This window comes from Streptomyces sp. NPDC087270 (genome assembly GCF_044744625.1).
GTDB lineage: Bacteria > Actinomycetota > Actinomycetes > Streptomycetales > Streptomycetaceae > Actinacidiphila.
Map to the genome: position 1 here is coordinate 300,498 of NZ_JBIUYR010000008.1, position 12,319 is coordinate 312,816.

Genomic DNA, 12,319 nt, shown 5'->3' on the forward strand with positions numbered 1-12,319 from the left:
CACCTGAACGAGCGGTCGCCCGGTCATAGCTGATACAAAGCAACTCCGGCTTCTCGCGCGCGCGGGCGACCCGTCCGTGCCGCCGCGACACCGTCACAGCGGGGGCTTTCCGCAACCCCGGCCCGGGACCTGTCAGGTCCCGCGCCGGGTCGCGACCGGGGGGGATACCGATCGCACGGTCCCGGACGTCCGACGACGTCCGGCGCTGCCGCCTGTGGTGGGGAACCAACGTGCCCGCACGGCCGGCTGCGGCGCACAGGAGGAGTGCTCGTTCATGGGGATTGGCACGGGTCCGGACATCCGGGCACGGCAGGGGAGTTGGCGTCGGGGGGTGCTCGGCCCGGTGGTGGCCGTCGCGGCTCTGGCGGTGGTGGCCGCGGGAGCGCCCGCGGCCGTCGCGGACGGCGGAAGCGGCGGGGCGTCCGCCGCGCCGAAGCGGGTCGGCACGGCGCCGCACCTGCCGCGGGGGGCGGTGAAGATGGCGGCGCCCGCCGGGGACACCCCGATCGAGTTGGGCGTCGAGCTGGCGCCGCGGGACCCGGCCGGCCTGCGCACGTTCATCACGGACGTGTCCACGCCCGGCTCGCCGCTGTACCACCATTACCTGAAGACCGGCCAGTTCAAGACGGCGTTCGGGCCGACCGGCGCGACCGTGGACCGGGTGCGCGCGGCCCTGAAGGCCCAGGGCCTGACCGCCGGGAAGCTGTCCGCCGACGGCATGACGCTGCCGGTGCACACCACCATGGCCGCGGCCGCCAAGTCGCTGCACACCGGCTTCACCGGCTTCCGCGCCCCTGACGGCCGCCGCGGCATCCTCAACACGGCCGCGCCCGCGCTGCCCGCCGACGCGGCGCCCGCCGTGGCCGGGATCACCGGCCTGGACACGCTCGCGCACCTCAGCCCGCACCTGTCGCCGAAGGTGCGGAAGGTGGCCGCGTCCACCGCCAATGCCCGCGCGGTCACCCCGAACGTGACCGGCCACACCCCGAGCCTGTGCTCGTCGGTGAAGTCGGGCCTGGCCTCGGGCGGCAACATCGACACCCAGCAGTACTGGAGTGCCCGTTCGCTGGCGACCGCCTACGGCATGGCCGACCAGCCGGACGTCGGCACCGGCGTGTCCGTCGGGATCTTCGAGCTGGAGAACTACGGCACGAAGGACATCGCCGCCTACCAGTCCTGCTACGGCACAAAGGTCTCCGTCAGCGCCGTCAAGGTGGACGGCGGCCCGAAGCTCGCCGCCGACACGCTCGACGCCTCCGGCTCCCAGGTGGGCGTGGAGTCGGCGCTCGACATCGAGGACCTGATCGGCCTCGTCCCGCAGGCGTCCCTGGTCGTCTACCAGGGCCCCGACGCGGCGGACGCGAGCGACCAGGACGTCCTGGACGTGTACCAGAAGATGGTCACGGACAACAAGGTCAAGGTCATATCCACCAGTTGGGGTGCCTGCACCGCCGACCAGAGCGGCGCGTTCCTCGACGCCGAGAACAGCATCTTCGCCGAGGCCGCCGCCCAGGGCCAGACCGTGACGGCCGCCTCCGGTGACGACGGTTCCGGCGACTGCTGGTACGACGCGGACGGCGACGGCGTCAACGACGACCCGAACGGCGGGCAGGTCTCCGTCGACGACCCGGCCGGGCAGCCCTACGTCCTGGGCGTCGGCGGCACCTCCATGACGGGCTCGAACGCCACGCAGAGCGCCTGGAACAGCGAGGGCGACGCCACCGGCGGCGGTGTCTCCTCGTACTTCGACCTCGACTCCGCCACCGGCTACCAGGCCGGCCGGCAGGGCCCCGGGTACTTCGACGCCTGCGCGGCCGCCGCGGGCCGGACCTGCCGGCAGGTCCCGGACGTCGCCGCGCTGGCCGACCCCGACCAGGGCTACCTGGTCGAGTGGGGGGAAGCCTCCAAGAACCAGGAGTACGCGGGCTGGTACCTCGTCGGCGGCACCAGCGGCGCCTCGCCGACCTGGGCGGCCGTCGCCGCGCAGGCCGACCTCGACCTCGGCTGCGCCGCGGACGGGCCGATCGGCTTCGCCAACCCCGCGCTCTACCAGCTCCCGTCGAGCGCCTTCCACGACATCACCAGCGGTGACAACGTCGTCCCCGGCCAGAACGTCCAGCCGTCCGGCCTCTTCACCGCCGGGTCCGGCTACGACATGACGACCGGCCTGGGCACCCCGAAGAACGCGCGCAACGCGATCACCGCGCTGTGCAAGGCCGTTCCGGCCTCCCCGGGCGGCACCTTCACCCCGGTCAACCCGGCCCGGGTGCTCGACACCCGGGCGAAGATCGGCGTCACCACGACGACCCCGGTCAAGGCCAACGGCAAGGTCGTCCTCCAGGTCGCCGGCAGCGCCGGCGGCGCGGTCCCGTCCTCCGGCGTGACCTCCGTCGTGCTCAACGTCACCGCGACCGCGGAGACCACCGGCGGCCACCTGATCGCCTACCCCGACGGCGGCACCCAGCCCACCTCGTCCAACCTCAACTGGACGCCCGGCCGCAACATCCCCAACCTGGTGATCGTGCCCGTCGGCGCGAACGGCAAGGTCGACCTGCTCAACGCCTCGTCGGGCACGGTGCACTTCGTGGCCGACGTCTTCGGCTACTTCTCCGCCGCCGCCTCCGGCGCCACGTACTACCCCGTGGGCCCCGCCCGGGTGCTCGACACCCGGGCGAAGATCGGCGTCACCACGACCACCCCGGTCAAGGCCGACGGCACCGTGGCGCTCACCGTCGCCGGGGCCGGCGGGGTGCCCGCCACCGGGGCCACCGCCGTGGTGCTCAACGTGACGGCCACCGCCGAGCAGTCCTCCGGGCACCTCATCGCCTACCCGGGCGGCACCACCCGGCCCGACTCCTCGAACCTCAACTGGATCGCGGGCAAGTCGGTGCCGAACCTGGTGATCGTGCCGGTCGGCGCCGACGGCACGGTGGACCTGTACAACGCCAGTTCCGGCACGACGCACTTCGTGGCCGACGTCTTCGGCTACTACCAGGCCGACGCCGGCGGCGCGCTGTTCCACCCGGCCGGCCCGGTCCGGCTGCTCGACACCCGCAACGGCACCGGCGCGCCCAGCGCCGGGCAGCTCAGCTCCAGCGGGTCGCTCTCGCTGAGCCTGGCCGACGACGGCTCCCTGGCCTCCGCCAAGGCCGTCGTGCTCAACGTGACCGTCGTCAACGGCACCAAGGGCGGCGTGCTCACCGTGTGGCCCGACGGGCAGGCCCAGCCGACCTCGTCCAACCTCAACTGGTCGGCGGGGCAGACGATCGCGAACCTCGTGACCGTCCCGGTGGTCGACGGCAAGGTCGACTTCCACGCCAGCGCCGGCTCCGTCGACGTCGTCGCCGACCTGTTCGGCTACTACGCCTGACCCGCGGCTGACCCCCGTCTCGACCCGCGGCTGACCGCCCGGGGCCACGCCGGCCCCGGGCACCAGCCCACCCCGCGCCTCCCGGCCCACCCGGCCGGGAGGCGCACCCCGTCCTGCGGCGGTTTCGTACGCACCGCGGCTACGGCTGCGAAGGCTGCCGCCGCCTCGGGCGGCGCGCGGACGGCCCGGCGGTCCACAGCCACGGGTGAGCGCGGGTACGCCCCGCGATGTCCGTGCTGTGCCGGGCGGCCACGATCGCCATCACCGGCCACGTGAGCACCGTCACGACCATCTCCACCGGGCCCACCCCGGTGGCCAGCGCCACGACCAGCAGCTCCGCAGGGAACGTCACGGCCGCCGCCAGCGCGCCCAACAAGGCCAGGCGCCGTGCGCTCGTACCGGTCCGTCGTGAGGCGAGGGTCAGCCCGCCACCGACGCAGATCCCCATGAGCACGCCCGCCGCCGAACTGCCGGCCACGAGTTCCCCGCAACGGGACAAGGCGCTCAGCGCGTCCTGCGTCCTGCCCCGTGCGAGGCAGGAGAGCCCGGCCCCCAACGCGAGCGTGGCCCAAAGCCCCCCGGGCACGCCCGCCATCAAGAGGCCGACCCTGACGCCGCGCCCCGGCCCACCCCGTCCGCTCATGGACCCCATCTTCCACCGGCGCGGCGGCCACGCGCCCGGATACGGTCGCACCGCCTCGTCGACTCGCCCGGCACCGGCACGTGTCGACAGCGCTCGTGCTCCATACGGCTAAGGCGCGGACGACGCGGGCGGCTGCGTGCCGGCCGGCAGCCAGGCGTCGATGACCTCGACCAGCTCGTCGAGCCCGGTGAACACGTGCCCGGACATGCCGAGGGCCCGCGCGGCGCGGACGTTCTCCTCGCGGTCGTCGACGAAGAGGAAGCCGGCGGGCGGGGTGCGCAGGGCGCTGACGCAGTGGTGGAACGCGGCCGGGTCCGGCTTGGCCGCGCGGATCTTCCCGGAGAGGGCGAGATGGTCCAGGTTCCGCAGCCAGGGCTGGGCCGCGAGGAAGGCATCCGCGTGGTCCGCGGGAATGTTGGAGAGCACGGCCACCCCGGCCCGGCCGCGCAGGGACTGCGTGAAGGAGACCATGCGCCCGTCGACGCGCGACCAGCTGTCGATGTCGGTGAGCCGCAACTCCTCCACCGTACGGGGATCGGCAGGACGGGACAGCCGCCGGAGCACCGCGGCCCAGTACTCCGGCGCGGTCTGCCGTCCGGCGTCGTACGGCGGGCGCAGGTCCCAGTACGCCTCGGCGAAGGCGTCGGCGGGCGCGTCGCAGGAGGCGGCCATCCGCGTAAGGGCACCGGGGCGCTGGTGCAGGGCGATGACCCCGTAGAGGTCGAACAGCACGATCCGCCGGTCGGCGGGCATGGCACTCCTTCCGGTCGCGGCGACGAACGTGTCCAAGGGCGCTGCCCAGGCCCGCGCTCGGCCTCGGGTCCGGGCGGGCGCTCGGCTCCGGGGCGCGGGAGCGGTGTCCCATCCGCACAACGAACATCGATCATGAGCGTACAGGAATCAATCAAACAGGTTTGATGTTCCTTTCGTTCGAAGATACGGTGTGTGATCTCTTGTGCCTGATCCCCCGGGGGGACCGTCTTGTCACCTGTACTGGCCGCGGCAGATGTCGTGCCCGCCCCTTCCGCGGTGCGCTCGGTGTGGGACTCGCCGCTGTACCGCGGGGCGACCGTCGCGCTGTTCCTGTCCGGGCTCGGAACCTCGGCCGCGGCCCCGCAGATCACCCTGTTCCTCGTCGACGACCTGCATGTCTCGCTGACCACGGCGGGGCTCTACTACCTGACGAGCGTCACCGCCCCGGTCGCCGGCTATCTCGTCGGCGCCCGCTCGGACCGCACCGGAAGGCGGCTCGGGCTGTTCCGGCTGTGCGCCGTCCTCGGGGCTCTCGGCTGGTGCGCCATGGCCTTCGCGCACCAGGTGTGGATGCCGTTCGTGATCAGCGCCGTGGTCCTGGCGTTCGCCGGCGGCGCCGGGTCGCAGTTGTTCGCCGCGGTCCACGACGACCTGCAGGCCACGGCCAGCCCGATCGGGGACGGGGTGGTCTCGGTCGTGCGCATGGCGCTGACCGCCGGGTGGATCGTGGGCCCGGTCGCGGGCTCGCTGCTGGCCATGACGTCCGGCCCGCGCGTGATGCTGATGGCCACCGGGGTGTGCACCCTGGCGCAGATCCTCCCGATGGGCTTCGCGCGCGCCCGCTCGGCCCCACACGCCGATCAGGCCGCCGGCGCAGAGGCGGACGCAGAGGTGCCCGGGTCCCAGGCGCCGGCCCGACCGCACGTCGGCATACGGACGATGCTGCCCCTGCTGACCTTCACCGGGCTGTACGTGCTCGTCTACGCGGGCGAGCCGATCAAGTACGGCTATCTGACGATCTACATGCACGACGACCTGCACCTGCCGACGACGGTCAGTGGCGCGGTCATCGCCATCCAGCCCCTGATCGAGCTGGCCCTGATGCCGGTGGCGGTCGTCGTGGCCCGCCGGACCGGGATGATGCGCCTGATGGTCCTCGGCGCTGCCTTCGGCGTCGGCGCGAACCTGTGCTTCGCCCTCACCGCGGGCGCGGCCGGCATGTTCGCCGGCCAGATCCTCATGGGCGGGGTCTGGGGGGTGTTCGCGGGCCTCGGCATCATCGTCGCCCAGCGCCTGCTGCCCCAGGCCGTCGCGACCGCCTCGGCCGTCTTCATGAGCTCGACCGCGATCGCCAGCGCCCTCGGCGGGCTGACCGGCAGCCTCGGCGTGAGCCTGCTGGGACTGCCGCACGTGTTCCTCGCACCGGCCCTGTACGGCACGGTGGCGACCGTCGGCATCGCCGTCATGAGCCGCTCCCGGCACGCCGCGGGCTGACCGGCCGACCCCCCGACCTGCGACCAACCCGAGCGCCCTGTCCGCCCGTCCGCAGGCACGGCCCGCGCGCCACAGCCCGGGTGCCACCGCCCGCGTGCTGCCTCTGGAGCGCTACACCGGTTCGGCCTGCGTGGCGGGGGCGGCGGCGGACAGCAGTTGGGACGCGTCGGCCAGGATCAGGCCCGCGGCGCCGCGGACCTCCGCGCCGTCGCCCAGGTGCCCGGTGACGATGTCGACGCTCCTGACGGCGGAGGGCAGTGCGTGGCGGTGGACGCCTGCCCGCAGCGGTTCGAGGAGGTCCTCGCCCGCGGCCGCCAGGTCCCCGCCGACCACGATGAGGCGGGGGTTGAGGAGGGTGACCAGGTTGGACAGCGCGCGGCCGACCGCGTCGCCCGCGTCGCGGACGGAGCGCAGGGCGCCCGCGTTGCGCTGCTCGATGAGGCCGGGCAGGTCCTGGGCGGCGACGTGTTGGCCCCAGCTGTCGGAGAGGAGGCGGGCGATGGCGACGGGGCTGGCGACGGTCTCCAGGCAGCCGCGGTTGCCGCAGCGGCAGATCAGGCCGTCCGCGGTGAGCGGCAGGTGCCCGATCTCCCCGGCCAGGCCCCGCGCGCCCAGCAGCAGTTTGCCGTTGCTGACGATGCCCGCGCCGATCCCCGCGGACAGCCGGACGTAGACCATGTCGCGGGTGTGCCGCCCGGCGCCGTACATCCGCTCCGCGAGTGCGCCCGCGTTCGCGTCGTTGGTGACCCGCACCGGCAAGGATGTGCGGCGGTGCAGCTCGTCGATCAGGCGCATGCCGACCCAGCCGGGCATGATGCCCTCCGCGCCCAGGGCGCCGCTGCCCTTCTCGACCGGGGAGGCGATCCCGACCCCGATGCCGAGCACCCGGTCCCGGTCCACCCCGGTCTCCTGGAGGGCCCGGTCGACCAGCACGGCGACCAGGTCGAGGGTTTCCTCGGGGGCCCGGTCCACCTCCTTGGCCACCCAGTGCTCCCACACCACCGCGCCGAACAGGTCGCAGAGGATGGCCCGGACATGCTGGTGCCCGATGTCCGCACCGAACGCGTACCCCGCGGTCGGCACCAGGGACAGGGACTGCGCGGGGCGGCCGGTGCGGCGCGGCTCCGGGTCCTCGGGCCCCTCGTCCTCGGTCACCAGACCGACCGCGATCAGGTCGGTGATCAGCGAGGAGACCGTGGCCCTGGACAGCCCGGTGACCCGCACCAGTTCCGGACGGCTGCTGCGCACGGTGGTGTGCAGGGCCTCCAGGACCCGTAGCCTTCCTACCTCGCGCAGGTTGACTGGAGTTTCGATCGTGACCCCCAGGGGTGATTGCGTGGTCGGCGCCGAGGCGGGCCCTTCGAGCTTCCGCAGGCCGCATCGGTGGCGTGCCATTTTGTGCAAAGGTCGATAGAACTCTCGGCGAAACATCGGCCCGTCCGGCGGTTTCTTGCCAGCATTGTGGCATGGCCGAACCGCGGACGGGCCTTCTGGGCGCCATTTTGATCGTACCCGACAAAACATGCCGGTCGCGCCCTACCGGATCGGCCGGCGGGTCGGCGGGACCGTGCCGCGGCTCACCGGCCCCCGTGCGGCGGCGCCCGCGGCCACCGCTCCGACGGGCAGCGTGCGCTGGTCGACTGGTCAGCGCGTCTTTGTTCGAAGTTGATCGGAACTCTGGCGGACTCTCGCTGCCAAAGGGCTTGACGCGCCTAGGTGTTCGCAACAAACTCCCTCACGAGGCGCACGCTGGGCCGCAGTTCATCCGAGTTAGAGCCAAAGTCGTCCGCCGGCCCGGGATGTCGCCCCACGTACGCGGCACCGCGCCGGAGCGGCGCCGCACCCGTACCCGCTCCGGTGCTCCGTCCTGGTCAGGCGGAACGGAGCACCGGAGCGATCGTCCGGTGACGCGTCGCCCCCCACCGCGACCGCCGCCAACTCACCCACCCCCCCACAGCCGGTGGCGGCCGGGAAGGTCCGGGCCGGCAAGGAAGGACGTGCGACGACATGGCACACGCGAAAAGAGGCCCCCGCGGCAGGCGGTGGCTGCCGATCGGTGCGGCCGTGGCAGCCGCGGCCCTGTGGTGGTCGGTTCCCACCACCGGCTGGGGCGCCGGCGCCACGGCCGCCGCGCCGGCCGCGTCGGTCGTGGACACCGGAGGTTCGGTCCTGTCGCACCGCGACTCCGCCGACACCGGCGCCCTGGGCGTCACCTTCGGCTTCGAGGACCGGACCATCGCGGGCGGCCCGTACGTCAACCAGAGCAACCAGATCTACAACCTCCCCATGTACGACGCCACCACAGGCTCGTCCGAGGACTTCTGGCTCAACTATGTGGAGGAACTGGTCTCCTCCGGCGTCGACTTCGTCGCGGTGGACACCCGCGGGTACGTGCCCGGCAGTTCCGTGCCCAACGAGGGCGGCGACCCGCGCGCGCTGACCGGGCTGGTCGCCGCGATCAACAAGGCCGGAGACGCGGGCAAGCTCAAGATCGCCGCGTTCGACGACACCCCCGCCTCGATGACGGACAAGAAGAACCAGATCAAGCACAAGACCGGCGGCTACTCCCCGACCTTCGACATGAGCGACACGACGGGTGCGGGGGAGGGCGGTCACCAGTACCTGTGGGACAACGACCTGAAGGCGTTCTACCAGGCCGTCCCCGACAACCTGCTCTACAAGGTGAACGGGCAGCCGCTGGTCTACCTGTGGTCGGACAACGACTTCGCCTTCGCCAACCAGGGCAACGGCAACTCCGCCAACCTGCTGAAGTACGTCCGCTCGCAGGCCCAGTCGCAGTTCAACGAGAATCCCTACTTCGTCACCGACCAGTCGTGGATCACGAACGACTCGGCTGTCTCCCAGGTCGCCAACGGCCAGGACGGCTGGTTCGGCGTCCCGGACCCCAAGTACACCAACATGACGCTGAACGGGGCGAGTTTCGGTGCCACCGTGCCGAGCTTCCACTTCGTCAGCGGCTCCAGCAACATGGTCATCGACCCCGACCACGGGCAGACGTTCGTCAACGGCCTCGCGAACACGGTCGGCAAGAACGACCTCATCACCCTGGTCGAGGGCTTCAGCGACTGGTCGGAGAACGCGGCCCTGTGGCGTACCAAGAGCGCCGACTACGCCACCACCCAGCGCGACTATCCCAACCAGAACATCAACATCCTGCGGCGCTACTCCAAGACGCCGTTCCCGGCCACGCTGACCGTGCAGGCCGAGAGCGCCGACAGCGTCAGCGACACCACGCCGACCAACACCCTCGGCAAGTACCGGGACGACGCGCTCGACGTCGAGACGACCGGCGACTCGGGCGGCGGCTGGGACGTGGGCGCCATCGCCACCGGTGAATGGGAGCAGTGGAACGAGCTCCCGATGCAGGGCACCGAGGACCTGAAGGTGCGGGTCGCCACGCCGCTGACCGGCGCGCAACTGCGCTTCGTGGTCGACGGCGTGACCGGACCGACGATCAACGTGCCCACCACCGGCGGCTGGCAGACCTGGCAGACCATCGACGCCGGCACGTTCCAGTTCACCGCGGGCACCTCCCACACGGTCAAGCTCGAATACGTCAACGGCGGCCTCAACGCGAACTGGTGGCAGGCGACCGCCTCGTAGGGCGGGCGGTCGGCGAAGGGCGGGGCATGGGCCGGTCGCCGTGCCCCGCTCCGGCGTGCGCGGGAACATCCGGAAAGGCGTCGCGAACGTGCGGATAATTGGCTGGATCACGCACATTTCGGTGTTGCCATGAGCATGTAGTCCAGACCATTGTGGATCGCGTCGCGACCCCAGGGGGCCGTGGTGAACGGACCGGACCGCGTGCCGCGACGAGGCGGGCGCGGACACAAGCGGCGTCACGACGGCCACGGCAGCCACACGATCCGTTCCCCGTCGCGACGCCTTGCCCAGACGGGTAGGTGACGCTGATCGTGTTCCGTCCCCGATGCACAAACCGCCGACATGGACCCGGACGTCGCTCGCGCCGGGCGCTGGTCCTGCTGAGTGCGGCGGGCCTGCTGTCGCTCGGCGCCGCCGGAAACGCGCTGGGAGCGCCGTCCGGCACCTCGTCCGCCCGAACCCCGGCGGCGAGCGCCGCCTCGTCCGCGTCCGCCCGGCCCGGCGGCTCGACGCCCGTCACCCTGGGCTCGGGCGACCGCGTCGATGTGGCCGCCGGGCCAGGCGGCAGCAGCTACCTGGTGCCCCGGACGCCCGGCGGAAGCACGATGCTCACGTCGTTCCAGTTCGGCACGGGTGACGCCTACGTGTTGCCGTTCACCTCGACACCCCAGGTCGGCGGCTCGCTGGACCTGTCCCGGTACGACGTGACCGCGCTGGCCCGCGGCGGCGTCACGGCCGGCGTCACGGCCGGTGCCTCGGACAACGCCTCGGACGCTTCCACGCAGGGACCGGACACCCAGGTCGCGCCGCACTATCCGATGTACCGCCTCCAGATCAACGCCACCGACCTCACCGGAGCGCTGTCCGACCCGCTCGTGATGCTGGTCAACACCGACGACATGACCAGGATGGCCACCTACGTCCAGCTCCAGGGCGGCGTGGCCAGAGTCGCGGTCCCCGCCGGGAACTACAGCCTGGCCGGCGAGTTCGGTGAGTACGACGCCCAGGGCAACCTCACCACCGCCCGCCTGGTCACGGTCACCGACCTCGCCGTGGGGGCCGACGGCACCAGCGTGACGCTGGACGAGAAGACCGCCTCCTCGCGGGTGTCGGCGACCACGCCCCGCCCGAGCACGCAGGACGGCGGCACCTTCAGCTGGACGCGCCGCGACGCCACCGGCGATCCCACCCACGCGGTCAAGGTGTGGTTCGGCGAGCAGAACGGCGACGTCCCCTTCTACGTCAACCCGCAACCCGCCGCGAAGGTCGGCGCGCTGCACTTCATGTGGCAGTGGGACGCGGCCGGCACGGACACCACGAACTCCCCGACCCCGTACCGCTACGACCTGACGTACGCATCGTCCGACGTGCCCGCGGACAACACCGAGGCAGCCACCGACACCCAACTCGCCACGGTCAAGCACGACTTCTCCACCGACCCGGCCGGCACCGGGACCGGGAGCCTCATGACCAACGCCGACGACGCCTGGACATCCGGCGTGGGGTGGGAGGCGGACTACGCGATGCCGGGCACCGTTACGCAGTATCTGCGCAGCGCGCCCGGCGTCAGCTGGGAGCACAACGTGTGGTCCCCGTCGCCGGCGCAGTCCTGGCAGTCCACCCCGCACACGTTCGCCGCGCGGCACGCGTACCTCGAACCCTGGGCGCACGGGCCGCTGGCCGGCGGGATGGGCCAGTACACCGGACCGGGGTGGACCTGCCTGGGGTGCGTCGCGGACGGCACGCTCGGCCTGCGGGACCTCACCCTCGTCGACAGCGTGCCCGACCACATCGGCTACGGCTACGCCGACGGCACCTTCACCCTCTACCAGAACGGGCAACAGGTGGTCAGCCAGGCCGGCGGCAGCGCCCAGCTCACCGGTGTCCCGGCCGCGACCACGACCTACCGGGCCGTGTACGACCAGGACTTCTCCCCGGTGATCATGACCAGCCAGTCCACCCACGTCACCACCGACGTCACGTTCGTGTACCGGCCAGGTCAGGCGGACACCGCGCTGCCGGCGGGGGACAAGTGCACCGGGCAGAGCGCGACCACTCCCTGCCAGATCCTCCCGGCGCTCACCGTGAACTACCAGCTGGCCGCGGACCTGACCAACACCAGCGCGAGCGCCGTGCAGACGATGGGCGTCAACGTCGGGCACCTCGCCTACGACGGGCACGGCTCGCACGCGGCGATCACCTCGGCCCATGTGTCGGTGTCCTTCGACGGCGGCGGCACCTGGCAGCCCGCGGCCGTCGCCGGATACGCGGGCCACTACGTCGCGGTGTGGCACAACCCAGCCTCCGCGGCGGGCACCGACCCGAGCCTCAAGATCACGGCGACGGACAACGCGGGCGGGTCCCTCACCCAGACCATCGCCCACGCGTACACCATCGCCGCGGCCACCAGCTGAGCCGACCCCTCAAGCAGCCGG

Annotated in this window: 7 protein-coding genes; 4 read left to right on the forward strand and 3 right to left on the reverse strand. The window is 72.3% G+C overall.

Annotation, left to right across the window (positions count from 1 at the left end):
* Positions 1–274: 274 nt before the first annotated feature.
* Positions 275–3,370, forward strand: a complete 3,096-nt coding sequence (locus ACIPAE_RS18635) for a protease pro-enzyme activation domain-containing protein (RefSeq protein ID WP_402446363.1) — start codon at positions 275–277, stop codon at positions 3,368–3,370.
* 139 nt (positions 3,371–3,509) lie between these two features.
* Here the strand turns inward: ACIPAE_RS18635 and ACIPAE_RS18640 are convergent, their stop codons facing one another.
* Together ACIPAE_RS18640 and ACIPAE_RS18645 are read right to left on the reverse strand one after the other, a co-directional pair.
* Positions 3,510–3,956: a hypothetical protein gene (locus ACIPAE_RS18640; RefSeq protein WP_402446367.1), complete on the reverse strand. Its 447-nt coding sequence runs from the start codon at positions 3,954–3,956 to the stop codon at positions 3,510–3,512.
* Between the two features lie 165 nt (positions 3,957–4,121).
* Entirely contained in the window at positions 4,122–4,766 is a 645-nt protein-coding gene (locus ACIPAE_RS18645; protein ID WP_402446369.1) for an HAD family hydrolase, read from the reverse strand.
* 228 nt (positions 4,767–4,994) lie between these two features.
* On the opposite strand from ACIPAE_RS18645, the gene ACIPAE_RS18650 reads away from it, so the two are divergent.
* Positions 4,995–6,260 (forward strand): MFS transporter, encoded by a 1,266-nt coding sequence (locus ACIPAE_RS18650; protein WP_402446371.1) that lies wholly within the window; start codon positions 4,995–4,997, stop codon positions 6,258–6,260.
* 111 nt (positions 6,261–6,371) lie between these two features.
* Here the strand turns inward: ACIPAE_RS18650 and ACIPAE_RS18655 are convergent, their stop codons facing one another.
* The gene (locus ACIPAE_RS18655; RefSeq protein ID WP_402446374.1) at positions 6,372–7,655 is read right to left on the reverse strand and encodes an ROK family transcriptional regulator; all 1,284 of its coding nucleotides are present in this window, start codon (positions 7,653–7,655) and stop codon (positions 6,372–6,374) included.
* Between the two features lie 669 nt (positions 7,656–8,324).
* Here ACIPAE_RS18655 and ACIPAE_RS18660 point away from each other — a divergent pair.
* Positions 8,325–9,884 (forward strand): DUF5010 domain-containing protein, encoded by a 1,560-nt coding sequence (locus tag ACIPAE_RS18660; protein WP_402446377.1) that lies wholly within the window; start codon positions 8,325–8,327, stop codon positions 9,882–9,884.
* A 311-nt stretch (positions 9,885–10,195) separates the two neighbouring features.
* Complete coding sequence (locus ACIPAE_RS18665) at positions 10,196–12,298, forward strand: hypothetical protein (protein ID WP_402446380.1); 2,103 nt, start codon at positions 10,196–10,198, stop codon at positions 12,296–12,298.
* Positions 12,299–12,319: the final 21 nt, after the last annotated feature.